Annotated in this window: 25 protein-coding genes; 16 read left to right on the top strand and 9 right to left on the bottom strand. The window is 64.3% G+C overall.

The features are described 5' to 3' along the window. Window positions 1–92: 92 nt before the first annotated feature. Entirely contained in the window at window positions 93–1,094 is a 1,002-nt protein-coding gene (locus G568_RS0103840) for a Fe(3+) ABC transporter substrate-binding protein (RefSeq protein ID WP_026756788.1), read from the bottom strand. A 102-nt stretch (window positions 1,095–1,196) separates the two neighbouring features. After that, the gene (gene mazG / locus G568_RS0103835; protein WP_037373586.1) at window positions 1,197–2,039 is read right to left on the bottom strand and encodes a nucleoside triphosphate pyrophosphohydrolase; all 843 of its coding nucleotides are present in this window, start codon (window positions 2,037–2,039) and stop codon (window positions 1,197–1,199) included. 62 nt (window positions 2,040–2,101) lie between these two features. Here mazG and G568_RS0103830 point away from each other — a divergent pair, with 62 nt between their 5' ends. The 3 genes from G568_RS0103830 to G568_RS0103820 are packed head-to-tail and all read left to right on the top strand — an operon-like array spanning window position 2,102 to window position 4,716. Continuing rightward, window positions 2,102–3,268: a M20 aminoacylase family protein gene (locus G568_RS0103830; protein ID WP_026756786.1), complete on the top strand. Its 1,167-nt coding sequence runs from the start codon at window positions 2,102–2,104 to the stop codon at window positions 3,266–3,268. A gap of 36 nt (window positions 3,269–3,304) precedes the next feature. Then, window positions 3,305–4,267, top strand: a complete 963-nt coding sequence (gene speB / locus G568_RS0103825) for an agmatinase (RefSeq protein WP_026756785.1) — start codon at window positions 3,305–3,307, stop codon at window positions 4,265–4,267. A 29-nt stretch (window positions 4,268–4,296) separates the two neighbouring features. Next, complete coding sequence (locus tag G568_RS0103820; protein ID WP_026756784.1) at window positions 4,297–4,716, top strand: DUF1499 domain-containing protein; 420 nt, start codon at window positions 4,297–4,299, stop codon at window positions 4,714–4,716. Here G568_RS0103820 and G568_RS0103815 read toward each other — a convergent pair. After that, window positions 4,651–4,968: a hypothetical protein gene (locus G568_RS0103815; RefSeq protein WP_026756783.1), complete on the bottom strand. Its 318-nt coding sequence runs from the start codon at window positions 4,966–4,968 to the stop codon at window positions 4,651–4,653. The genes G568_RS0103820 and G568_RS0103815 overlap by 66 nt on opposite strands. A 62-nt stretch (window positions 4,969–5,030) precedes the next feature. On the opposite strand from G568_RS0103815, the gene prfA reads away from it, so the two are divergent. The 11 genes from prfA to G568_RS0103760 all read left to right on the top strand — a co-directional run bounded on the left by prfA (window position 5,031) and on the right by G568_RS0103760 (window position 13,784). Continuing rightward, entirely contained in the window at window positions 5,031–6,083 is a 1,053-nt protein-coding gene (gene prfA / locus G568_RS0103810; RefSeq protein WP_026756782.1) for a peptide chain release factor 1, read from the top strand. Next, complete coding sequence (gene prmC / locus G568_RS18200; protein ID WP_084627331.1) at window positions 6,076–6,981, top strand: peptide chain release factor N(5)-glutamine methyltransferase; 906 nt, start codon at window positions 6,076–6,078, stop codon at window positions 6,979–6,981. Before prfA ends, prmC begins: the two co-directional genes overlap by 8 nt. A gap of 185 nt (window positions 6,982–7,166) precedes the next feature. Further along, window positions 7,167–7,790, top strand: coding sequence for a DUF4167 domain-containing protein (locus G568_RS18195; protein WP_051202701.1), 624 nt, complete (start codon window positions 7,167–7,169; stop codon window positions 7,788–7,790). 308 nt (window positions 7,791–8,098) lie between these two features. Next, on the top strand, window positions 8,099–8,746 hold the full coding sequence (locus tag G568_RS0103795; RefSeq protein ID WP_026756781.1) for an ATP-dependent Clp protease proteolytic subunit: 648 nt from the start codon (window positions 8,099–8,101) through the stop codon (window positions 8,744–8,746). Window positions 8,747–8,885: 139 nt separating this feature from the next. Continuing rightward, entirely contained in the window at window positions 8,886–10,151 is a 1,266-nt protein-coding gene (gene clpX, locus G568_RS0103790; RefSeq protein WP_026756780.1) for an ATP-dependent Clp protease ATP-binding subunit ClpX, read from the top strand. A gap of 684 nt (window positions 10,152–10,835) precedes the next feature. Next, on the top strand, window positions 10,836–11,366 hold the full coding sequence (locus tag G568_RS0103785) for a hypothetical protein (RefSeq protein WP_026756779.1): 531 nt from the start codon (window positions 10,836–10,838) through the stop codon (window positions 11,364–11,366). An 86-nt stretch (window positions 11,367–11,452) separates the two neighbouring features. Further along, window positions 11,453–11,911 (top strand): hypothetical protein, encoded by a 459-nt coding sequence (locus G568_RS20190; protein ID WP_157084263.1) that lies wholly within the window; start codon window positions 11,453–11,455, stop codon window positions 11,909–11,911. After that, on the top strand, window positions 11,793–12,434 hold the full coding sequence (locus G568_RS0103775) for a helix-turn-helix transcriptional regulator (RefSeq protein ID WP_084627330.1): 642 nt from the start codon (window positions 11,793–11,795) through the stop codon (window positions 12,432–12,434). The genes G568_RS20190 and G568_RS0103775 overlap by 119 nt, the downstream gene beginning before the upstream one ends. 93 nt (window positions 12,435–12,527) lie before the next feature. Continuing rightward, entirely contained in the window at window positions 12,528–12,911 is a 384-nt protein-coding gene (locus G568_RS0103770) for an NADH:ubiquinone oxidoreductase subunit NDUFA12 (protein ID WP_026756776.1), read from the top strand. A gap of 13 nt (window positions 12,912–12,924) precedes the next feature. Continuing rightward, window positions 12,925–13,392, top strand: a complete 468-nt coding sequence (mlaD, locus tag G568_RS0103765) for an outer membrane lipid asymmetry maintenance protein MlaD (protein ID WP_026756775.1) — start codon at window positions 12,925–12,927, stop codon at window positions 13,390–13,392. Next, entirely contained in the window at window positions 13,389–13,784 is a 396-nt protein-coding gene (locus G568_RS0103760; protein ID WP_245582874.1) for a DUF2155 domain-containing protein, read from the top strand. The genes mlaD and G568_RS0103760 overlap by 4 nt, the downstream gene beginning before the upstream one ends. On the opposite strand, the gene aat is transcribed toward G568_RS0103760, so the two are convergent. The 4 genes from aat to G568_RS0103740 form a co-directional block, all read right to left on the bottom strand. Continuing rightward, window positions 13,748–14,398, bottom strand: coding sequence for a leucyl/phenylalanyl-tRNA--protein transferase (gene aat / locus G568_RS0103755; RefSeq protein ID WP_026756773.1), 651 nt, complete (start codon window positions 14,396–14,398; stop codon window positions 13,748–13,750). The two genes, G568_RS0103760 and aat, sit on opposite strands and share 37 nt — an antisense overlap. A 42-nt stretch (window positions 14,399–14,440) precedes the next feature. Beyond that, window positions 14,441–15,790: an acetyl-CoA carboxylase biotin carboxylase subunit gene (gene accC / locus G568_RS0103750; RefSeq protein ID WP_026756772.1), complete on the bottom strand. Its 1,350-nt coding sequence runs from the start codon at window positions 15,788–15,790 to the stop codon at window positions 14,441–14,443. Window positions 15,791–15,800: 10 nt separating this feature from the next. Beyond that, window positions 15,801–16,292, bottom strand: coding sequence for an acetyl-CoA carboxylase biotin carboxyl carrier protein (gene accB / locus G568_RS0103745; protein ID WP_026756771.1), 492 nt, complete (start codon window positions 16,290–16,292; stop codon window positions 15,801–15,803). 140 nt (window positions 16,293–16,432) lie between these two features. Continuing rightward, window positions 16,433–16,975 (bottom strand): LuxR C-terminal-related transcriptional regulator, encoded by a 543-nt coding sequence (locus tag G568_RS0103740; protein ID WP_245582876.1) that lies wholly within the window; start codon window positions 16,973–16,975, stop codon window positions 16,433–16,435. A 110-nt stretch (window positions 16,976–17,085) separates the two neighbouring features. On the opposite strand from G568_RS0103740, the gene G568_RS0103735 reads away from it, so the two are divergent. Both G568_RS0103735 and G568_RS0103730 read left to right on the top strand, forming a co-directional pair. Beyond that, the gene (locus G568_RS0103735) at window positions 17,086–18,618 is read left to right on the top strand and encodes a class I adenylate-forming enzyme family protein (RefSeq protein ID WP_037373584.1); all 1,533 of its coding nucleotides are present in this window, start codon (window positions 17,086–17,088) and stop codon (window positions 18,616–18,618) included. After that, on the top strand, window positions 18,611–19,414 hold the full coding sequence (locus tag G568_RS0103730) for a 3-hydroxybutyrate dehydrogenase (protein WP_026756768.1): 804 nt from the start codon (window positions 18,611–18,613) through the stop codon (window positions 19,412–19,414). The genes G568_RS0103735 and G568_RS0103730 overlap by 8 nt, the downstream gene beginning before the upstream one ends. Window positions 19,415–19,480: 66 nt before the next feature. Here G568_RS0103730 and G568_RS0103725 read toward each other — a convergent pair whose 3' ends face one another. Further along, window positions 19,481–19,753: a glycine zipper 2TM domain-containing protein gene (locus tag G568_RS0103725; RefSeq protein ID WP_026756767.1), complete on the bottom strand. Its 273-nt coding sequence runs from the start codon at window positions 19,751–19,753 to the stop codon at window positions 19,481–19,483. A 166-nt stretch (window positions 19,754–19,919) separates the two neighbouring features. Further along, complete coding sequence (gene acs / locus G568_RS0103720; protein WP_026756766.1) at window positions 19,920–21,869, bottom strand: acetate--CoA ligase; 1,950 nt, start codon at window positions 21,867–21,869, stop codon at window positions 19,920–19,922. Window positions 21,870–21,898: the final 29 nt, after the last annotated feature.

The following is a 21,898-nucleotide window of genomic DNA, read 5'->3' as shown; positions in this document are numbered from 1 at the left end:
CACCCCGCACATCAGGCATCCAAACCAAAAACGCGCTCGCGGGGTTCCGCGAGCGCGCTGGTCTTGGTCAGGTCGGCCGAACCGGGTCCATCTTAGCCGTCGAAATCGACCTGCTCGATCAGGCGCAGCGCGTCGGGGCGCAGCGCGGCCAGGTCCATCAGGTTGACCGGATCGGCGGTGAAATCGCCCCAGTCACGCACCAGCTCGATCGCCTCGGTGCCCGGTGCGATGGGGTATTCGTAGTTTGCCTCGGCATAGATTTTTTGCGCCTCGGGGGATGTCAGGAATTCCATGAAGGCCAGCGCGTTGTCGCGGTTCGGCGCGGACTTGGTCATCGCCACGCCGGAGATGTTCACGTGGGTGCCGCCGCCTTCGAACTCGGGGAACAGCAGGCGCACGCTGTTGGCCCATTCGGTTTGCTCTTCGTCCTCCAGCATCTTGCCCATGTAGTAAGTGTTGCCAAGGCTGATGTCGCATTCGCCGGCCCAGATCGCCTTGATCTGCGCGCGATCGTTGCCTTGCGGTTTGCGCGCGAGGTTGGACTTCACGCCTTCCAGCCAGGTGCGGGTCTCATCCGCGCCGTGGTGGTGCAGCATGGCCGCGACCAGGGCGACGTTGTAGGGATGCGTGCCCGAACGGGTGCAAATGCGGCCCTCCCATTCGGGATCGGCAAGCTGCTCGTAGTTGGTCAGGGCGCCTTCAGCGACGCGCTCTTTGCTGGCATAAACGACACGGGCGCGCGTCGTCAGGCCCCACCAATGCCCGTCGGGATCGTGGTAGATGTCGGGCACGTTGGCGCGCAGCGTGTCGCTATCGGCGGCCTGGGTCAGACCTGCGTCGACCACCGCCGCGAGGCGCGAGATGTCGACCGTCAGGACCAGGTCGGCGGGGGAGCGTTTGCCCTCGGCCTTGAGACGCTCGACCATGCCCTTGTCGAGATGTGCGACATTCACTTCGATGCCGGTTTCCTCGGTGAAGGCATCGGTCAGCGGCGCCAGAAGCTCGGGTTGACGATAGGAATAGAGATTGACCTCGTCGGCCATGGCGGGGGCCGCGACCGCGACGGCGGTCATGGCCAGAAATGCGGATTTCATCGGACTTGGCATCGAATATCCTCTTTGGGCTCTTGTTGCGATGCCCTTTGCTATATTCCGACAAAAATACTCGGGTCAATAGCTGAATAAAAAAGTCGGAAATTAATTCACGTCGTCCTGGCCCCGTTCAATGGCCTTGGCCGCGTCCCAAAGTGCATCCATTTCTGCCAGGTCGGAGTCGGGCGGCGTTTTGCCCATTTCGGCCAATCGCGATTCGATATGGGTGAACCGGCGGGTGAACTTGGCGTTGGCGGCGCGCAGGGCGGCCTCGGCATCGACGCCCATGTGGCGCCCGAGATTGACCATCACAAAGAGCAGATCGCCGAATTCCTCGTTTATCTCGGTCTGGGTCATGTCATCGCGCGCCTCTGCCAGCTCGCCCGCTTCTTCGACGATCTTATCCAGCACCTCGCCGGTCTGAGGCCAGTCGAAGCCGACGCGCGCGGCGCGTTTTTGCAGTTTGAGCGCGCGGGTCAGCGCCGGCAGGCCAAGCGCCACACCGTCCAGCGCGCCGCCCTGATCCTTGCCGGCGCGCTCGGTGGCCTTGATCGCCTCCCAATCGCGGGTCTGCTGGGTGGCGGATTTCTCGCGGCTATCGTCTCCGAACACGTGTGGATGGCGCGCGATCATCTTGTCGCCGATCCGCTGTGCGATGCTGTCGAAATCAAACAGGCCCGCCTCGGCGGCGATTTGTCCGTGAAACACGACCTGCAGCAGCAGATCGCCCAATTCGCCCTCCAGTTCGGGCCAATCGGCGTGTTCGATCGCGTCGGCCACCTCGTAGGCTTCTTCGATCGTGTAGGGGGCGATGGTGGTGAAATCCTGCTCGATGTCCCACGGGCAGCCGGTGTCGGGATCGCGCAGTTTGCGCATGATCCACAGCAGGCGGGGAAGCGCGCCTTGGGGTGTATCGGTGGGCGTGGCGGTGGGGGCGGTGTTGGGCATTGCGACTGCTCCGTTCCTGGTGTTGAGTGCAACCTGACCTGAGCCTTTCAAGGAGTCCACCCATGGCCGTGATCAACCGCATCGCCGGGTTTGCCGATGACATGACCGCCTGGCGGCGGCACTTGCACCAAAATCCCGAACTGGCGTTCGACCTGTTCGATACGGCGCAGTTCGTGGCCGAGCGCCTGCGCGAATTCGGGGTGGACGAGATCCACGAGGGCATCGCCAAGACCGGCATCGTCGCGGTGATCGAGGGCAAGGGCGAGGGTCCGGTGACCGCGCTGCGCGCCGATATGGACGCGCTGCCGATCAATGAGGCCACGGGCGCGGAGTGGGCGTCCAAGCGGGCGGGCGCGATGCATGCCTGCGGCCATGACGGGCACACGACGATGCTGCTGGGCGCGGCGCGGTACCTTGCCGAGACACGGAATTTCGCGGGGCGCGCGGTGTTTGTGTTTCAACCGGCCGAGGAAAACGGCGGCGGTGGCGGCGTCATGGTCGACGAGGGGATCATGGACCGTTTCGGCATTGACGCGATCTATGCGCTGCATACCTTGCCGGGGCTTGAGGCGGGGAATTTCCAGACGACGCCGGGGCCGATCATGGCGGCGGTGGACAGTTTCCACATCGATATCAAGGGGCTGGGCGGACACGGCGCGATGCCGCATGACGCGCGCGATCCGGTGATGGCGGCCGTGGGCATCGCGCAGGCGCTCCAGACGATCACCAGCCGCAATCATTATGCGCTGGATGACCTGGTGATCTCGGTCACGCAGATCCATACCGGCAGCGCCGACAATATTGTGCCTGACACTGCCTATGTCGGCGGCACGGTACGCAGTTTCTCGTCCGGGGTGCAGGACATGGTCCGCACCCGCATGGCCGAGATTGTCGCGGGGCAGGCGGCCAGCTATGGCGTTTCGGCGGAGCTGGATTATGACATGCTGTATCCGGCCACGATCAACCATGCGGAGCAGACGGCCTTTGCCGCCGGGGTGGCGGCGGAGGTGTCCGGCGCGGCCCATGTCAACGCCGAGATGACGCGCGAGATGGGCGCCGAGGATTTCTCCTACATGTTGCAGGCGAGGCCCGGGGCCTACCTGTTTCTCGGGCAGGGCGAGGCGGCTGGCGGGCTGCATCATCCGGCGTTTGATTTCAACGATGCGGTGGCGCCTGTCGGGGCGTCGTTCTTTGCGCGGATCATCGAGCAAAGCGCGCCGGCCGCCTGAGCGGCGGCGGAAATATCACGGGGAAGGAGAGCACTCATGGCACTGGAAGATGCCAAGACCCAGGTCGATCAGGCCTTTACCCGCGCCGATCTGCGCGGGCTGACGCATGAGAACACCTTTGGCGGGGCGACATCGTTCCTGCGCCGGCGCTATACCAAGGACCTGGGGGGCGTCGATCTTGCCGTGACGGGGGTGCCGTTCGATCAGGCGGTGACTAACCGGCCCGGCGCACGACTGGGCCCGCGCGCGATCCGCGAGGCGAGCTGCCTGCAGCCATATGATCCGCCCTATGGGTGGGGGTATGATCCGCTGGGGCAGATCGCGATCGCCGATTATGGCGATATGGCGTTCGACTATGCCAAGGTGTCCGAGTTTCCCGCCGCCCTGCGTGGGCATATCGGCGGTATCCTGTCGGCCGGGGCGGGGGCGATCATGCTGGGGGGCGATCACTATTGCACCTTGCCCGCGCTTCAGGCGCATGCCGAGAAATACGGGCCGATGTCGGTGATCCAGTTCGACGCGCATTCCGACCTGTGGGCCGACGATGACATGGATCGCATCGACCACGGCACGATGATGTACAAGGCGGTGAAAACCGGGGTGGTGGACCCGGCGCGCTCGGTCCAGATCGGGATCAGGACGGAGTGCGACGACTATCTTGGCATGTCCTATATCGACGCGCGCAGCGTGCACGAGCAAGGCGCCGCGGCGGTGGTGGCCCGCGCCAAGGAATTGGTGGGCGACAACCCGGTCTATATCAGTTTCGATATTGATGCGCTGGACCCCGCGTTTGCGCCCGGCACCGGAACGCCCGTGTGGGGCGGGTTGGCAAGCTGGCAGGCGGCGGCGATCCTGCGCGATCTGGCGGGGATCAACCTTGTGGGCGGTGATATAATGGAGGTTTCGCCCCCGTTCGACACGACCGGCGCCACGGCGGTGGCGGGGGCGCATGTTGCGATGGAGTTGATCGCATTGTGGGGCTGGACGCGGCGTGCATAGCGCCGTGCCCCCAAGCAAGGAGACGTGTCATGAAATGGTTTGCCGCGGTCCTTATCGCCGCAGTGGTGGTGGGCATTGGGATCGCCCTTTGGGTGCGGCTGGCGCCCACGGACCCGGCACGATGGCATGTTGCGCCGCTTGTGCGGCAGGACCACGACTATGCCGCCGGGGTGATCCGCGCGGTGCCGGGCACGGCGGAGGATCTGGCGCGGCTGGATGCGATCATTCGCGCCACGCCGCGCACCGTGCATCTGGCCGGGTCGCTGGACGAGGGCATGCTGAGTTATGTCACGCGCTCGGCCTTTTGGGGGTTTCCCGATTACACGACCGTTGTGCTACGCGGTGATACCTTGATCATTCATGCGCGACTTCGGTTCGGGCGTTCAGATATGGGGGTCAACAAGGCCCGCGTCAGCCGGTGGCTCGACCAGTTGGGGCGCGATGCGTGAGCTGAGGCAGCCCGACGCCACCTCGCGCCACATCGGCACGTTGAGCGACATTTGGCACTGTGCGGTGAACATGCGCCCGTCCACTTGCAAGCAGATGCTTTGCCCCAGCTCGACGCGCGCGCCGCTCTTGTCGGTGCAATAACAATCCACCGTCTTGCCGCCGATAGTGGTATCGGCGAGCGCGGCGGATGTGCCCGGCAGGGGTATGGCAAGGCACAATGGCGCAAGCAGGAGGGCCGGTTTATGTCGCATGCGCCGATGATAGCATGGGCTGCCCTCTTGACCAAAGGGGGCGAATGGGGGACAGCAGGGCCATGATCTCGCGCGACCGGCTGGACCGGATTACCCAACGTTTCGAATATCTCGAGGCCCGGCTGGCCGAGGGGGGCGGCGATATAGCCGCCCTTGGCCGCGAGTATGCCGAGTTGCGCCCGGTGGCGCAGCAGGTGGCCGCGCATAATGCCCTCATGTCCGAGATCGAAGAGACGCGGGCGATGATGGACGACGAGGAGATGCGCGCGCTCGCGCAGGAGGAATTGCCGAAGCTGGAAGAGCGGCTTGAGGCCATCGAGGCAGAGTTGCAAAAGGCGCTGCTGCCCAAGGACGCGGCTGACGCCAGGCCCGCCATGATCGAGATCCGCCCCGGCACCGGCGGCGACGAGGCGGCGCTGTTCGCCGCCGATCTGCTGCGGATGTACCAACGCTATGCCGAGGCGCGCGGCTGGAGCATGGACATCGTCGAGATGCAGGAGACCGAGCTGGGCGGTATCCGCGAGGTGGTGGCGCATGTGAAGGGCGCGGGCGTGTTCGCGCGCCTCAAGTTCGAAAGCGGCGTGCACAGGGTGCAGCGCGTGCCCAGCACCGAATCGGGCGGGCGCATCCATACCTCGGCCGCGACGGTGGCGGTGCTGCCAGAGGCCGAGGAGGTGGATGTCGAGATCGACCCGAACGATCTGCGGATCGACACGATGCGGTCAAGCGGCGCGGGTGGACAGCACGTGAACACCACCGATTCGGCGGTGCGCATCACCCATTTGCCGACGGATATCGTCGTGACCAGTTCGCAAAAGTCGCAGCACCGCAACCGCGATATAGCGATGAATGTGCTGCGCGCGCGCCTGTTCGATCTTGAGCGCCAGCGCGTCGAGGGCGCGCGGGCCGCGGACCGGCGGGCACAGGTCGGCAGCGGCGATCGTAGCGAACGCATCCGCACCTACAACTTTCCGCAGGGACGGGTGACCGATCACCGGATCAACCTGACGCTTTACAAGCTGGACCAGGTGATGATGGGCGATCTGGACGAGATCATCGACGCCCTGATCAGCGATCACCAGGCGGCCCTGATGGCCGAGATGAACGATGTCTGAGGGCAGCCGCCCCGCCGATGATCCGAGCCTTGAGGTTGGCGGCGCCCTGCGCGAGGCGATCCACTATCTGGACAAGCATGGGATCGAAGGGGCCGCGCGCGATGCGGGGCACCTGATGGCGCATGTTTTGGGCGTTGATCCATCGCGCCTGATCCTGATGGCGCATTACGCTATGACTGCCAAACAGCACGATCGGTTCCGGGGCCTTGTGCGCCGCCGTGCCGGGCGTGAGCCGGTTTCGCATTTGACGGGCCAGCGTCTGTTTTATGGGCGGCGGTTCAAAGTTGGCCCCGATGTGCTGGATCCGCGCCCCGAGACGGAGACGCTGATTGAGGCCGCCCTGGAGCGGCCTTTCGACACGGTTCTGGATATAGGGGTTGGGTCCGGGGCGATCCTGATCACGTTGCTGGCGGAGCGGCCGGCGGCACGGGGCGTTGGCACCGAGTTGTCGCCGCAGGCGTTGAACGTGGCGCGGGAAAACGCGCGCCGCCTCGGGGTGGAGGAGCGGTGCGCGTTCTTGCAAGGCGACTGGTTCGCCGGTGTTGGCGGGCAGTTCGACCTGATCGTGTCGAACCCGCCCTATATCGCGGCAGAGGAAATGGAGGGGTTGGCGCCGGAGTTGCGGCACGAGCCGCGCATGGCGCTGACCGATGAAGGGGACGGGTTGGGGGCGTATCGCGCCATCGCGGCGGGCCTGCGTGCGCATCTGGCGCCGGGCGGGTGCGTCTTGCTGGAGATCGGGCCGACGCAGGGGGGCGCAGTGTCAAATCTGCTGCGCGAAGCGGGTCTTATCGACATCTCGGTTCTGCCCGATCTGGACGGGCGCGACCGCGTGGTGCGGGGAATGCGCGGCGAAAATGCAACGGAAACCGCGGTAAATCCGCGAAAAAGTGCATAAAATGTCTGCTTCCCCCTTGTCACTGAGCAGTTGGCATGACATTTCAGGGACGTCAGAGCGGTGGATGCCTCGCGGCGATCCCGCCTGACGCCAAGCCAGAAAATGTTGTGACCGCACATGTTACACAGCGCACGAGGCGCACCGCGGGGAGCAACGAGAATGTGCCAAGGCTGGACACTGAAAACATGAGATCAAGCAAATCAAGGTCGCGGTCCAAGTCGAACCGCAATTCCGGGCGCTCTGTCGGGAATATCGTCAACCGGGTATTCGACAGTTCGGGCCCAGAAGGCAAGGTGCGGGGCACCCCGCAGCAGATCATCGACAAGTACAACCAGCTGGCGCGTGATGCGCAGTTGGGCAACGACCGGGTGGCGGCCGAGAACTTCCAACAGCACGCGGAACACTATCTGCGCATGCTGAGCGAGGCGCAGCGCGAGATGGATCAGCGCCGCGAACAGCAAGAGCGCGAGAATCGCGAGCGCCAGGCCGAGCGGGACCGCGAACGCGCACAACGCCAGGAGCGCGAGGGCAATGCAGGCGGCGATCAGCAGCAAGGCAAAGCCAAGGAGCAGCGCCAGGACGACGGCGCCGAGAGCGCCGGTGCAGGGAATGCCGAGGCCCCGGCCGAGGACAGCAACCTTGTGGAGACGCCGGAAAGCAAGCCGCGCAAGCCGCGCAACGCGCGCGGTCGATCCGGCGCACCGCGCAAACCCAAGGCCGAGAGAAAGGCCGATGGCGGCAAAGATGGTGGCAGCGAGTCGGTGCAGGGCAACGGCCAATCGCCTGATGAGCCCGCTGCCGCGGAGTAGTCCGCACACGTCTATCATGTGATTTCGCGCGTGTGGGGGCGCTGCCCCCATCGCCTGGCGGCGATTCCCCCGGGATATTTTGGGGCCAGAAGATGCACAGGCGGTCTGCGACAGCCAAACCGTGCGGGAGCGCCGGCACTGGAGGGGCAATGCGTTGCGAGCCGAGGCGGAGAGGCGCGATCGTGGGGCAGGGTCTTGCGCGGAGCGTAGAAATGGCGCACCGCCCCTTGCAGCCCGGTGGGCGCGACACTAAGACTCCTTTAGCATCTTCCCATCAATGATGATCCAACACTTGCAGGCAGGCAGATATGACAGACCCTTTTGAAACCTACATGAATACGCTGGTTCCCATGGTGGTCGAACAGACCAGCCGGGGCGAGCGGGCCTACGACATTTTTTCGCGGCTGCTGAAGGAGCGGATCATCTTCGTGAACGGGCCGGTGCATGACGGCATGTCGAGCCTGATCGTGGCGCAGCTTTTGCACCTGGAGGCGGAGAACCCGTCGAAGGAAATCAGCATGTATATCAACAGCCCCGGCGGTGTCGTTACCAGTGGGCTGTCGATTTATGATACGATGCAGTACATCAAGCCCAAGGTCAGCACGCTGGTGATCGGGCAGGCGGCGTCGATGGGCTCGTTGCTGTTGACGGCGGGGGCAAAGGGGATGCGATTTTCCTTGCCCAACAGCCGGATCATGGTGCACCAGCCGTCGGGCGGCTACCAGGGCCAGGCGACGGATATCATGATCCATGCCGAAGAGACGATGAAGCTGAAAAAGCGCTTGAACGAGATCTACGTACGTCATACGGGCCAGAAGCTAAGCAAGGTCGAGGCGGCCCTGGAGCGCGATCACTTCATGTCACCCGAGGAGGCGCGCGACTGGGGCTTGATCGACGAGATCGTCGAGAGCCGTATCACGCCCGGTGACGGCGACGAGAGCGGCAAGGACACCTGAGGCAAGCCGCCGCGGACTGTCATCAGGTGATGAATTTGACGTTGTGACTGGCTTGGTGCTGACCTAAGCTGTTACAAGACACCCTGCGCACCGTCACAGCGGCGGAAGCAGCCGATGAGCGAGGCCTGAAAGGGACGATATGGCAACGAATTCAAGCGGCGACAGCAAGAATACCCTCTACTGCAGCTTTTGTGGCAAAAGCCAGCACGAGGTGCGCAAGCTGATTGCCGGCCCGACGGTTTTCATCTGTGATGAATGCGTCGAGCTGTGCATGGACATCATCCGCGAGGAGACGAAATCGGCGGGGCTGAAATCGTCCGAGGGCGTGCCGACGCCCGGTGATATCTGCGAGGTGCTGGACGATTACGTGATCGGCCAGGCGATGGCCAAGCGGGTGCTGTCGGTGGCGGTGCACAACCACTACAAGCGGCTTAATCATTCGGCCAAGAGCAGCGATATCGAGCTGTCGAAGTCCAACATCCTGCTGATCGGGCCGACGGGCTGCGGCAAGACCCTGTTGGCGCAGACGCTGGCGCGGATCCTGGATGTGCCGTTCACCATGGCGGACGCCACCACGCTGACCGAGGCGGGGTATGTTGGCGAGGATGTGGAGAACATCATCCTCAAGCTGCTGCAATCGAGCGAATACAACGTCGAGCGGGCGCAGCGCGGCATCGTCTATATCGACGAAATCGACAAGATCACGCGCAAGTCGGAAAACCCCTCGATCACGCGGGACGTGTCGGGCGAGGGCGTGCAGCAGGCGCTGCTGAAGATGATGGAAGGCACCGTGGCCAGCGTGCCGCCGCAGGGCGGGCGCAAGCATCCGCAGCAGGAGTTCCTGCAGGTGGATACGACCAACATCCTGTTCATCGTGGGCGGCGCATTTGCCGGGCTGGAGCGGATCATCGCGCAGCGCGGCAAGGGCAGCGCGATGGGATTCGGGGCCGATGTGAAAGACCCCGATGACGGGCGCGTTGGTGAAAAGCTCAAGACCCTTGAGCCCGAAGACCTGTTGAAGTTCGGCCTGATTCCGGAATTCGTGGGCCGCTTGCCGGTTATAGCCACGCTGGAGGACCTGGATGAGGATGCGCTGGTGACCATCCTGACGCAGCCCAAGAACGCGCTGGTCAAACAGTATCAACGCTTGTTCGAGCTGGAAGAGGCAGAGCTGACTTTTACCGATGACGCGCTCAAGGCGATCGCCAAGCGCGCCATCGAGCGCAAGACCGGCGCGCGGGGGCTTCGATCGATCCTGGAGGATATCCTGCTGGACACGATGTTCGAACTGCCCGGCGCAGAGGGTGTCGAGGAAGTGGTCGTGAACGAGGAATCAGTGACCCACGGCGCGGCACCGTTGATGATTTATGCCGAGGACAAGAAAGAAAGCGCCACTGCGGGGTAATCCACCCGGAAAGTGCGAGAGTTTGGAAAAGGCGGGCTGTCGGGCCCGCCTTTTCGCGTTTCGTGGCGCATATTCAGGCCGGGATGGCTGTGCGTCGCGGATATTGGGTCAACGGACGAAGGAGGCTTTCGGGGCTGTTCGGGAAGTGGGTAAGCTGGCCCTGAGCGGACATAGGGCGATCAATTGAGAAGCCGCGCAGTGCTTGACCGCCGGGTGGGCACAGCAACGCTTGTGGATCGCGCTTTATCCCGGCCAAATGCCTCTGCGTTATCAATCATTTGATACGCCCGCCAAAGCGCCCGCCCGAGAGGAGGGTCGGGCGCTGCGCGGCGGCGCGCAAGCGCGTCTCTATTCCGCGCATTGGGCCAGGCCTCAACGGCAGCAACAGGCCATACGCTGCCAATACGGAACCGGAGCAATGAGCTTGGAGCGGTCGTTGCGCCCGCCTTTTTGCGTTGGTTGGGGACCGGTGCGCGCGGCATGGGGTTGCCCAGGGGGCCAATTCCCTTTGATCAGCCGTGAGGAAATGCCTCGTGTGCGGCATCATTGGCGTATGACTTTGGCTTATGCGGGCGCCAACCGGACATTTGTCCAGTATCTGGCTCCCATATCCGCGTCTAGGTGATTGGATACACGGCGATCGGCCGTGCGACACACACAGATCGGAATTGGAGGAGGTTCGCCATGAAAACCTTTACATTCAAAACACTTACCATGTCATTGACCGCGGTTGCGGGGCTGGCGACGGCGTTGCCTGTTGTTGCCGAAGGCACGTCCCACAGGGCGATGGTTGGCGCGAACGTAGCTGCGGAAACCAACGCGGATGCAAATGTCGAACTGACTGACCACCGTACCGAAGCGCAGCTTTCCGAACGGGTGCGGACCCGTGCCCAGGTTCGGGCGGGAACGAGCTCGGACGAAGAAAGCGCCGAGGGTGACGAGGCGGAGAGCGACGCCGGCACCAAGGCCAAACTGCGGGCGACGGTCGGCACGGATACGGCCGTCGAAGCCGCAGGAAGCACCGCAAGCAGGGCCCGGGCCGAGGCCGAAACCGCTGTTGGCGCGATCAACGGGGCCGTCAGTTCTGCGCTGGACGGGCTGTCCGTTGGTGCCGACGCTTCGGGTAGCGCCGGCGGCGGTGCATCGGCCGGTAGCGGCGGCGTTGGCGGAAGTGTCGGCGGCGCCGTTGGCGGTGCAGCCGGCGTCAGCTTCTGATACCCGTCGAGCGGACCGGGGGCGTGGGCATTGACAGCCCACCCCCCGTGATCCTACGTCTGTTTGCCTTGGACCCGGATGCCGTCATGAGACCTTTTGTTGCCATTGCATTTGCTGCGCTTGTGTTTGCTGCTGTTCCGGCCTTTGCCGAGCCCGAAGTGGCCCGGCCGGTGGTCAACCTGGTCGAGAAGCAGGGATACGCGGTGACGGAGGTCAAGCGCACCTGGCTGGGCCGTATCCTGATCACCGCACGGAGCGACGACTACCTGCGCGAAGTCGTGCTAAACCGCGCCACAGGGCGGATTATCCGGGACCAGGTTTTTCCGCTGTCGGATCAGGCTACCCCCGAAACAGCTGAGCAGGACATGTCCAAGGATCCCGGTGATGGCGTCGGCGGTGTAATCGATGGCGTAACTGGTGCGGTGGATGGCGCGACCGGCGGAGATGTATCCGGCGGCGGCACAGGGGCTGATGGCACAGGGGCCGGTGGCGCCGGAGGCGGCGTTGGGGGCGTCGGCGGCGGGGTCGGAGGAATCGGCCAATGATGTCGCACCCGCCGAAAGCCGGACCGGGCGCGCGGGTGCCAGCATGCTGAGGCATCCCTGGCTGCTGTGGGCGCTTGTGCTGGTGCAGGTCGGCTGCGGGGCCTATTTCCTGTGGGAGATCCTGGCGGCCATCCTGGGGCTGCCGACCATTCCATTGCGCTGGCAGACGCGGGAGCTTGTCGATATCGGCGCCAGTCTGGGGCTGGTATTGGGGGCGGTGCTTGGTGTTGTGCTTGCCATCAACGCGAGCCGCGCGATCAGGCGGGCCGACTCGGCGCGCCGCGTGACGTCGGGCGAGTTCACCGAGGTTGTAGAGGATTACCTGCGAAAACTCGATCTGACCCCCGCGGAAACCGAGGTGGCGTGGTTCCTGCTCAAGGGAATGTCGTTGACCGAGATCGCCGATCTGCGCAGTACCCGCGAGGGGACCGTCAAGGCGCAATGCACGGCGATCTACAGAAAGGCGGGGGTCAGCGGCAAGTCGCAGCTTTTTTCGCTATTGGTTGAAGACGTGCTTTTATAGGCAGGCTGTGGATGGCCGCCATTTGTGGTGCCGGGCCACTGGACCTTTGCACGCAAATGGTCCATATCGGGTTTGGAAAATGCGGAGAGATCGATGGGCATCCTGAACACTTTGCTGCGCAGCGTGACCTGGTGGAACGGCCAGACCCTCAACACCCAGTTCTATACTTGGCGCAAGGGCGTTCACGTGGGCGATGACGATCAAGGTAACAAGTTTTACGTCAGCCGCGACGGCAAGCGCCGCTGGGTCATCTACAACGGCGAGGTCGAGGCAAGCCGCATCAGCCCCGATTGGCACGGCTGGCTGCATTATACCTATGACGAGGCACCGAGCGACAAGCCCTTGGCGCACAAGCCGTGGGAAATGCCGCACCAGGAAAACCTGACCGGCACCGCGATGGCCTATGCGCCGAGCGGGTCAATCCGCCGCGCCCATCCAAAAACATCCAGCGACTACGAGGCGTGGACGCCGGAATAGGGTAGGCGGCGAAATGTCTGAGAACACAACCGAAGTCATTGTCGGCGGCGCGGTTCTGGCCATTGCAATTGGCTTTCTGGTCTATGCGGGGCAAATGACCGGGCTATCCGCCGGTGGGGGGCAAGGCTATCCTCTGACGGCCTCGTTCAGATCGCTGGAAGGGGTGACAGTGGGCACCGATGTGCGGTTGGCGGGCGTCAAGATCGGAACGGTCACGGATATCGACTTGAACCCGCAGACCTACCGCGCCGATACCGAGATCGAGGTGCGCAAAGGGGTCGAGATTCCAGACGACAGCGCGATCGTGATCGCCTCGGAAGGGTTGCTTGGCGGCAACTTCGTGGAGATCGTGCCGGGTGGCTCGCTTTTCTATTTCGAGCCGGGCGCCGAGATCGAGGATACGCAGGGTGCGGTTAGCCTCGTTTCGCTGCTCATGAAGTTCGTGACCGGATCGGAGCAATCAGGTGGTGCGGCGCAATGATCGGCGGGGCGCGAGCGGGTATCGCTGCGGCGATGGTTCTGGCGTCGGCCTTGTCGGGGCTGGCGCAGGAAGAGCAGGCGCAAGAAGGACAGTCCGTGACAAAGGGCGCCGGCGCCGTGTTGCGCACGCTGGACAAGATGGAAGGCGCAACCCGCGACATGGAGTTGCGCAGCGGCGAGACCGGCACACTGAACCGGATGGATATAACGCTGCGCGAATGCCGCTATCCCACGGACAACCCGGCGGGCGAGGCCTATGCCTACCTGGTGATCCAGGACCGCGAGGCGGGCACGACGGAGTTCGAGGGTTGGATGCTGGCCACATCGCCGGCGCTCAACCCGTTGGATCATCCGCGCTATGACGTGTGGGTGTTGCGCTGCACCACGCCCTGAGGCGTGGCGGCGGGCGGCGCGGTGAAATCGGCGCTCCGGCTCAACGCGGCATCTAGTCTGCGGCGGTAGTCGGCGCGCGACACCTCGATCGCGCCGAGGGAGGCGAGATGCGGTGTGATAAACTGCGTGTCTAGCAGCGTAAAGCCAGCGCGCCGCAGCCTGTCCACCAGCCACGCAAGCGCGATCTTGGACGCATCGCGCCGGCGCGAGAACATGCTTTCGCCAAAGAACGCCGCGCCGATGGCAAGGCCGTAGACCCCGCCGGCGAGCTGCCCATCCTGCCAGACCTCAAGGGAATGGGCGCGCCCCATGGCGTGCAGCTGGCTGTAGAGGGATCGGATTTGATCGTTGATCCACGTCTCGGGACGGTCGGCGCAGGCATCCATCACGGCGTCGAACGCGGTGTCGATGGTGATCTCGTAGCGCCCCTGCCGGATGCGCCGCGCGAGTGAGCGCGATATGTGGAACCCGTCAAGCGGGATGATCCCACGGCGGCGCGGCTCGACCCAGAAGACCTCGGGGTCGTCGCGGTGTTCAGCCATCGGAAAAATGCCCGACGCGTAGGCGTGCAGGACAAGTTCGGGCGTGATTGTCGGCTCGTCGTCGCGGGGCATGACGGACCTGCGCGCGCAGGATGGAAAAGGCGGGGCGGCCCGTTAGCCGCCCATGTTGGTTTCTAGCCAGTGTTCCAGCCAGTGAATGTTGTAATCGCCGCTTTGAATATCCGGCTCGGCCAGTAGCGCGTGGAACAGTGGCACGGTCGTATCCACGCCATCGACGATCAACTCGCCCAGGGCCCGGTTAAGCCGCGCCAGCGCCTCGGGACGATCGCGCCCGTACACGATCAGTTTCCCGATCAGGCTGTCGTAATAAGGCGGGATCGAGTAGCCGTCGTAGAGGGCGCTGTCCATCCTTATGCCCAGCCCGCCGGGCGCGTGATATTGCGTGATCTTGCCCGGGCAGGGCGAGAAATTGGGCAGCTTCTCGGCGTTGATGCGCACCTCGATGGCGTGGCCGTTCAGGCGCAGGCCATCTTGCGTGAAGGACATGGGCCAGCCTTCGGCAACGCGGATCTGTTCGCGCACCAGGTCGACACCGAATACCGCCTCGGTCACGGGGTGTTCGACCTGCAGGCGGGTGTTCATTTCAATGAAATAGAACTCGCCGTTTTCATAGAGAAACTCGATGGTTCCGGCGCCGGCGTAGTTGATGTTGGCCACCGCATCGGCGCAGATCTTGCCGATGCGGGCGCGTTCTTCGGGGGTGATGACGGGGCCGGGGGCCTCTTCGAACACCTTCTGGTGGCGCCGCTGAAGCGAGCAGTCCCGTTCGCCCAGGTGAACAGCCTGGCCCTTGCCATCGCCGAAAACCTGCACCTCGATATGGCGCGGTGTGGTCAGGTATTTCTCGATATAGACTTCGTCATTGCCGAAGGCGGCCTTGGATTCGGAGCGCGCGGTGAGAAAGGCGCTTTCCATGTCGGCGGCTGTTTCGGCCACTTTCATGCCGCGCCCGCCGCCACCGGCGGTGGCCTTGACGATCACCGGGTAGCCCATTTCCGCGCCTAGTTTCTGCGCCTCTTTCAAGGTCGCAACGCCGCCGTCCGAGCCGGGCACGCACGGCACGCCAAGCGCCTTCATTGTGTCCTTGGCGGTGATCTTGTCGCCCATGATGCGGATGTGTTCGGCGGTCGGGCCGATGAAGGTGAGGTCGTGATCCTCGACGATCTGGACGAAATTCGCGTTCTCGGACAGGAAGCCATAGCCGGGGTGGATCGCCTGCGCGCCGGTGATTTCGCACGCCGAGATGATCGCGGGGATGGACAGGTAGCTGTCGGTGCCCGAGGGCGGGCCGATGCACACGGTTTCATCGGCCATGCGCACATGCATCGCATCGGCATCGGCGGTCGAGTGGACCGCGACCGATTGAATGCCCATCTCGCGCGCGGCGCGGATCACGCGCAGGGCGATTTCGCCGCGATTGGCTATCAGGATTTTATCGAACATGTGCGATGCCTTATTCGATGATCATCAGGGGCGCGCCGAACTCGACCGCGGCGCCATCCTCGATCAGGATCCGCTTGACGGTGCCGGATTTCGGGGCGGGGATGTGGTTCATCGTTTTCATGGCTTCGATGATCAGCAGGGTGTCGCCCTCGGAGACCTGGCTGCCGACGCTGGCAAAGGGCGGCGCGCCCGGCTCGCCCTGAAGGTAGACGGTGCCGACCATCGGCGAGGTGACCGCGCCGGGATGGCTGGCGGGGTCCTCGACCGCCTGGGCGGGGGCCGATGGTGCCTCGGGGGCGGAGGCGGCGGCCGGTGCGGGTGCTGCGATTTGTTGTTGCGGCGCGGCGGGCGCGGTCGGCTGACTGCGGCTGACGCGGACATTGAGGCTGTCGTTGTCGCCATATTCGCGCATGACCTCCAGCTCGGTAAGGTCATTCTCGCGCAGCAGTTCCGCCAGCGCCTGAATGAAGGTCACGTCGGAGTCATGGGTTTTCTTTGTCATAGTGTCCTCGACCGGTTTGCAGGGGTGGGCGCGCCATGGCCCCGTGACAATCTGTTGCGCTTATAGGCGATCTATCGGCGCTGGAAAAGCATGCAATTGCATTGTGGGCGGTGCTATTTCGATCGGCGAGCGGCGCGCCGTCACAGTGGCATGCCCGATAGTTTGGCCACCAGTTCCGCCAGTTTGCGGGCGCGGAATTTCTCAAGAAGCCGGGCGCGATACACCTCGACCGTGCGGTATGACAGCGACAGCTCGAGCCCGATTTCCTTGCTTGTCAGCCCCCTGCAAGTCAGGATCGCAACCTCGCGCTCGCGTTGTGTCAGCTCGACCACGGGGCGTTCTTCGGACAGGTCGGCAAAGGACCAGATGCCGCGCATGAACGGCGCGTCGGGCGTCAGGGATTGCCCCCGCACCCGGCACCAGAACAGCGCCCCGTTGGCGCGGCGCATGACGCGCTCGTCGCTGTAGCGGCCTGTCTTGCGCATCTCGGCCAGGCCGCGCGCGCCGATTGTCTCGTAGTCCTGCCGCGAGGGATAGAAATGCGCCAGCGGCACGTTTTGGTAGTCATCGGGCGCGCCGCCGAAGATCTGCGCGAACTGCCGGTTGCAGCCGCGTATCACGCGATTCTCCAGCATGGCCAGCCCAATGGGCGCGTGCTCAAATGCGATATCCCCGATCTGCATGGGCATGTCATGCCCTGAATGCGCCGCCATGAAAAGCCCAGTCGCGTATTTCTACCGATTGATCGGAGGCGCGGGGGGTGCTTGTGTAAGCCGGATCAAGGGAGGTGAGAATGGTCAATATCGCGACTTGGCTGGACCGGCGCGCGGCGGTGGACGGGGATCGCCCGGCGCTGTTCCTGGGGCGCGACATGGTGGCGGATTACGCCGGGTTTGACGCCCGTGCGGGCGCGGTGGCCGGGTGGCTTGCCGCGCGCGGCGTCATGCCGGGGGACCGTGTCGCGCTGGCGATGCGCAATTGCCCCGACTACCTGTGCGCCATGTACGGCGCCTGGTATGCAGGGGCGGCGGTGGTGCCGATCAACGCCAAGCTGCATGCCCGCGAAATGGCATGGATTATCGGCGACAGCGGGGCGCGCATCGTCTTCGCCACGCCCGATCTGGCACCCGCATTGCAAGCGCAAAGCTGCGACGGCGAAGTGGTCGTACTGCCGGGGAATGGCGAGGATAGCTACGTGTTCGCTGCCGATCCGCTGGCGGCCCCGCTTGACCGGGCGGCGGAGGACCTGGCGTGGCTGTTTTACACCTCGGGCACCACGGGAACGCCCAAGGGGGTGATGATCACGCACCGGATGCTGTCGGCAATGGCGCTAAGCTATTTCGCGGATGTCGACGCGGTGGAGGCCGAGGATTGCACGCTCTACGCCGCCCCGATGAGCCATGGCGCCGGGCTCTACAACGTGATGCATGTGCTGGTTGGCGCGCGCCATGTGTGTCCGCCGTCCGGGGGCTTTGACCCCGGCGAGATCCTTGATCTGGCCGCGCATTTCGACCGTGTGCACATGTTTGCCGCGCCGACGATGGTGCAGCGGCTGACCCGGCACGCCAAGGCGCATGGGGCGAGCGGGGCGGGGTTGCGCAGCATCGTTTACGGCGGCGGGCCGATGTACCGCGCCGATATCATCGAGGCGGTAGATCACTTCGGCCCGGTGTTCATCCAGATCTACGGGCAGGGGGAGTGCCCGATGTGCATAACCGCCCTGCCGCGCGCGATGGTCGCCGATCGCACGCATCCCGACTGGCAGGCGCGGCTGGCCTCGGTGGGACGGGCGCAATCGGCCGTGCAGGTGGCGATCAGCGACGGGGCGGGCGGCACCGCGCACGCCGGCACCGCGGGCGAGATCATGGTGCGCGGCGATGCGGTGATGCCGGGCTATTGGCGCAATGACGCGGCCAGCGAGCGGGCGCTGGTCGACGGCTGGCTGATGACCGGGGATGTCGGCGTGATGGACACGGCAGGGTTAGTGACGTTGCGCGACAGGTCCAAGGACATGATCATTTCGGGCGGCACAAACATCTATCCGCGCGAGGTGGAAGAGGCGCTGATGACCCATGACGCGGTGCTTGAGGCTGCGGTGGTGGGGGCGCCCGACCCGGAATGGGGCGAGATTGTCGTCGCCTTCATAGTGGCGGCACCGGGCCGCGAGGTGAACAAACCCGCGCTTGATGCGCATTGCCTTGAGCGGATCGCACGGTTCAAGCGCCCGAAGCGCTACGTGCATCTGCGGGAGTTGCCCAAGAACAACTACGGCAAGGTTCTCAAGACCGAGCTGCGCCGACTGCTGGAGGAGAAAGGCGATGAGTGAGTTGAACGGAAAGACCGCGCTGATCACGGGATCGGTGCAGGGGATCGGCCTGGCGGTTGCCCGGTCGCTGGCGGGGGCCGGGGCGCGTATCGCGGTGCATGGGCTGGCGGGCGATGTGCAGGTGCACGAGGTGTGCGAGGAGTTGCGCGCGGCCGGGGCGCCGCAGGCGGAGTTCTTTCACGGTGATTTGCGCGATGCCGCGCAGATCGACGAGTTGATGGACGCGGTCGCGGCCTGGGGCGGACCGGATATCCTGGTCAACAACGCGGGCATTCAAAAGACCGCGCCGCTGGCCGAGATGGAGCGGGCCACGTGGGACGACATCCTTGCGGTGAACCTGTCCGCCGCGTTCCAGACCATGCAGGCGGCGATGCCGGGGATGGCCGCGCGCGGGTATGGGCGGGTGATCAATATCGCGTCGGTGCACGGGGTTGTCGCGTCAAAAGACAAGGCGCCCTACGTGGCGGCCAAGCATGGGCTGGTAGGGCTTAGCCGGGTGGCGGCGCTGGAATATGCCGATGCCGGATCGCGCGGGGCCGGCGGTGTGACGGTGAATTGCATCTGTCCGGGCTGGACCGAAACCGCCATCCTAGCCCCGCAGATCAAGGCGCGCGCCGACGCGTTCGGCGGCGACAGGGAGGCGGCGATTGCCGATTTGCTGTCAGAAAAGCAGCCCTCGCGGCGCATGTCGGACCCCGGCGAGATCGGCGCGCTGGCCTTGTGGCTTTGTGCGCCGATCGCGCATAACGTGACGGGCACTGCAATTCCGATCGATGGCGGCTGGACCGCGCAATGATATGCCGCATCTGGGCGGCCCGGCGGCATTGCCGGGCCGCTCAGAGATTTGGTCAGGTTGCCACGATCAGGGGCAGGGACGCACGTAGTAGGTGCCGTCGCCGCGTGCATAGGCGCATTCGCGGGTTTCCTGGTTGCGCGCGACCATGGCACCGGCAGCAGCGCCGCCCAGCGTGGTCAGAACCGTCCAGTTGTCATTGGAGCCGAGCGCCTTGGCCGTGATCAGCCCCAGGGCGCCGCCGATGGCCGCCCCGCCTGCGACGCGCTGTTCCGATGGCGTCATGCAGCCCGTGAGGGCCAGTAGCGCGACGGTGGATGTTGTGAGAATGGCTTTACGCATGAATTCATTCCTTTCGCTTCGCGAACGCAGAGAGTGTCCGCGCAGCCCACAGTGACGTGATATCGTCCATATTTCAACATCTTGCTGTTGCGGTCCGGCAAATGAGCAACGCCCCGCACCATCATGGTACGGGGCGCGCACGTGTTTCGCTCTCAGGGTTGATTGCTCAGCCGTGGTTCATGCGGTTTTCGATCAATTCGTCCACGACCGACGGGTCGGCGAGTGTCGATGTATCCCCGAGCGAGTTGAAGTCGTTCTCGGCGATCTTGCGCAGAATGCGGCGCATGATCTTGCCCGAGCGCGTCTTGGGCAGGCCCGGCGCCCATTGGATCAGGTCGGGTTTGGCGATGGGGCCGATTTCGGTGCGGACCCATTTTTCCAGCTCCTTGCGCAACTCCTCGCTGGGATCGACGCCGTTCATCAAGGTGACGTAGGCATAGATGCCCTGACCCTTGATGTCATGCGGGTAGCCGACAACCGCGGCCTCGGCGACGCTTGCGTGTGCGACCAGGGCGCTTTCCACCTCGGCGGTGCCCATGCGGTGTCCGGACACGTTGATCACGTCATCGACGCGGCCAGTGATCCAGTAGTAGCCGTCCGCGTCGCGGCGGCAGCCGTCGCCGGAGAAGTAGTAGCCCTTGTACTGCTGGAAATAGGTATCCATGAAGCGCTGATGGTCGCCGTAAACGGTGCGCATCTGGCCTGGCCAGCTATCGGCGATGGCAAGCACGCCTTCGGCCTCGGTGCTGGTGATTTCCTTGCCGGATTCGGGCTCAAGCACGACCGGCTGCACCCCGAAGAAGGGCACGGTGGCCGAGCCGGGCTTGGTCGGCGTGGCGCCGGGCAGCGGGGTGATCATGTGCCCACCCGTTTCGGTCTGCCACCAGGTGTCGACGATCGGGACATTTCCCTTGCCGACCACGTCATTGTACCAGTTCCACGCCTCGGGGTTGATCGGCTCGCCCACGGTGCCCAGCACCTTGATATCCGACAGATCGTACTTGGTGACATACTCGTCGCCCTGGCCCATCAGCGCCCGGATGGCCGTCGGGGCGGTGTAGAACTGATTGACCTTGTGCTTTTCGCACACTTGCCAGAAGCGGCCGGCGTCGGGGTAGGTGGGCACGCCTTCGAACATCAGGGTGGTCGCGCCGTTGGCCAGCGGCCCGTAGATGATGTAGCTGTGCCCGGTTACCCAGCCGACATCGGCCGTGCACCAGAACACATCGCCTTCATGGTAGTCGAAGGTGTATTGGTGCGTCATCGCGGCATAGACGAGGTAGCCGCCCGCGCTGTGCACGACGCCCTTCGGTTTGCCGGTGGAGCCGGAGGTGTAGAGGATGAACAGCGGATCCTCGGCGTTCATCGGGCGCGCGGGGCATTCGGGGCTGACGGTTTTCATCATCGCGTTCACGTCCACGTCGCGCCCGTCGATCCATGTCGTCTGACCGCCGGTATGCTTGACCACCAGGCAGCGCACCTTGTCCGAGCAGTGCAGCAGCGCCGCGTCGGTGTTGGATTTGAGCGCGGTCACGCGGCCGCCGCGCGGGGCTTCATCGGCGGTGATGACCAGCTTGGCGCCGCAATCGTTGATGCGGTTGCCAAGCGCGTCGGGCGAGAAGCCGGCGAATACGACGGAATGGATCGCGCCGATGCGGGCGCAGGCCAGCATCGCGTAGGCGGCTTCGGGAATCATGGGCAGGTAGATCACCACCCGGTCGCCGCGCATGATGCCCTGGCTGAGCAGCACGTTGGCGAAACGGTTCACCTTTTCATGCAGTTCGCGGTAGGTGATGTGCAGCGTTTCTGCGTCGGGCTCGTCTGGTTCCCAGATGATCGCGGTCTGATCGCCGCGCGTCGCAAGGTGGCGGTCGATGCAGTTTTCCGCGACGTTCAGGACGCCATCCTCGAACCAGCGGATGTCGACGTTGCCATAGTCGAACGTGGTGTTCTTGACCTTGGTGAACGGCTCGATCCAGTCGACGCGCTTGCCATGCTCGGCCCAGAAACCTTCGGGGTCCTTGACCGAGGCGTCGTACATTTCGCGATACTTCGCCGCGTCCACGTGGGCTTTCGCGGCGAAGTCAGCGGAGGGTTCGTAGGTTTTGTCGGACATGATGAACTTTCGTCTTTCTGTCAATTTTT

Source organism: Sediminimonas qiaohouensis DSM 21189 (assembly GCF_000423645.1).
In the GTDB taxonomy this organism is placed as follows: Bacteria; Pseudomonadota; Alphaproteobacteria; order Rhodobacterales; family Rhodobacteraceae; genus Sediminimonas; species Sediminimonas qiaohouensis.
Note: the sequence above shows the minus strand (reverse complement) of the source record. Positions and strands in the feature narration are given on the sequence as shown.

What these genes read in the sequence shown, in the direction of transcription:
- G568_RS0103840 (WP_026756788.1), bottom strand. Translation starts at nt 1,094, where the DNA reads ATGAAATCCGCATTTCTGGCCATGACCGCCGTCGCGGTCGCGGCCCCC.
- mazG (WP_037373586.1), bottom strand. Translation starts at nt 2,039, where the DNA reads ATGCCCAACACCGCCCCCACCGCCACGCCCACCGATACACCCCAAGGC.
- G568_RS0103830 (WP_026756786.1), top strand. Translation starts at nt 2,102, where the DNA reads ATGGCCGTGATCAACCGCATCGCCGGGTTTGCCGATGACATGACCGCC.
- speB (WP_026756785.1), top strand. Translation starts at nt 3,305, where the DNA reads ATGGCACTGGAAGATGCCAAGACCCAGGTCGATCAGGCCTTTACCCGC.
- G568_RS0103820 (WP_026756784.1), top strand. Translation starts at nt 4,297, where the DNA reads ATGAAATGGTTTGCCGCGGTCCTTATCGCCGCAGTGGTGGTGGGCATT.
- G568_RS0103815 (WP_026756783.1), bottom strand. Translation starts at nt 4,968, where the DNA reads ATGCGACATAAACCGGCCCTCCTGCTTGCGCCATTGTGCCTTGCCATA.
- prfA (WP_026756782.1), top strand. Translation starts at nt 5,031, where the DNA reads ATGATCTCGCGCGACCGGCTGGACCGGATTACCCAACGTTTCGAATAT.
- prmC (WP_084627331.1), top strand. Translation starts at nt 6,076, where the DNA reads ATGTCTGAGGGCAGCCGCCCCGCCGATGATCCGAGCCTTGAGGTTGGC.
- G568_RS18195 (WP_051202701.1), top strand. Translation starts at nt 7,167, where the DNA reads ATGAGATCAAGCAAATCAAGGTCGCGGTCCAAGTCGAACCGCAATTCC.
- G568_RS0103795 (WP_026756781.1), top strand. Translation starts at nt 8,099, where the DNA reads ATGACAGACCCTTTTGAAACCTACATGAATACGCTGGTTCCCATGGTG.
- clpX (WP_026756780.1), top strand. Translation starts at nt 8,886, where the DNA reads ATGGCAACGAATTCAAGCGGCGACAGCAAGAATACCCTCTACTGCAGC.
- G568_RS0103785 (WP_026756779.1), top strand. Translation starts at nt 10,836, where the DNA reads ATGAAAACCTTTACATTCAAAACACTTACCATGTCATTGACCGCGGTT.
- G568_RS20190 (WP_157084263.1), top strand. Translation starts at nt 11,453, where the DNA reads ATGAGACCTTTTGTTGCCATTGCATTTGCTGCGCTTGTGTTTGCTGCT.
- G568_RS0103775 (WP_084627330.1), top strand. Translation starts at nt 11,793, where the DNA reads ATGGCGCGACCGGCGGAGATGTATCCGGCGGCGGCACAGGGGCTGATG.
- G568_RS0103770 (WP_026756776.1), top strand. Translation starts at nt 12,528, where the DNA reads ATGGGCATCCTGAACACTTTGCTGCGCAGCGTGACCTGGTGGAACGGC.
- mlaD (WP_026756775.1), top strand. Translation starts at nt 12,925, where the DNA reads ATGTCTGAGAACACAACCGAAGTCATTGTCGGCGGCGCGGTTCTGGCC.
- G568_RS0103760 (WP_245582874.1), top strand. Translation starts at nt 13,389, where the DNA reads ATGATCGGCGGGGCGCGAGCGGGTATCGCTGCGGCGATGGTTCTGGCG.
- aat (WP_026756773.1), bottom strand. Translation starts at nt 14,398, where the DNA reads ATGCCCCGCGACGACGAGCCGACAATCACGCCCGAACTTGTCCTGCAC.
- accC (WP_026756772.1), bottom strand. Translation starts at nt 15,790, where the DNA reads ATGTTCGATAAAATCCTGATAGCCAATCGCGGCGAAATCGCCCTGCGC.
- accB (WP_026756771.1), bottom strand. Translation starts at nt 16,292, where the DNA reads ATGACAAAGAAAACCCATGACTCCGACGTGACCTTCATTCAGGCGCTG.
- G568_RS0103740 (WP_245582876.1), bottom strand. Translation starts at nt 16,975, where the DNA reads ATGCAGATCGGGGATATCGCATTTGAGCACGCGCCCATTGGGCTGGCC.
- G568_RS0103735 (WP_037373584.1), top strand. Translation starts at nt 17,086, where the DNA reads ATGGTCAATATCGCGACTTGGCTGGACCGGCGCGCGGCGGTGGACGGG.
- G568_RS0103730 (WP_026756768.1), top strand. Translation starts at nt 18,611, where the DNA reads ATGAGTGAGTTGAACGGAAAGACCGCGCTGATCACGGGATCGGTGCAG.
- G568_RS0103725 (WP_026756767.1), bottom strand. Translation starts at nt 19,753, where the DNA reads ATGCGTAAAGCCATTCTCACAACATCCACCGTCGCGCTACTGGCCCTC.
- acs (WP_026756766.1), bottom strand. Translation starts at nt 21,869, where the DNA reads ATGTCCGACAAAACCTACGAACCCTCCGCTGACTTCGCCGCGAAAGCC.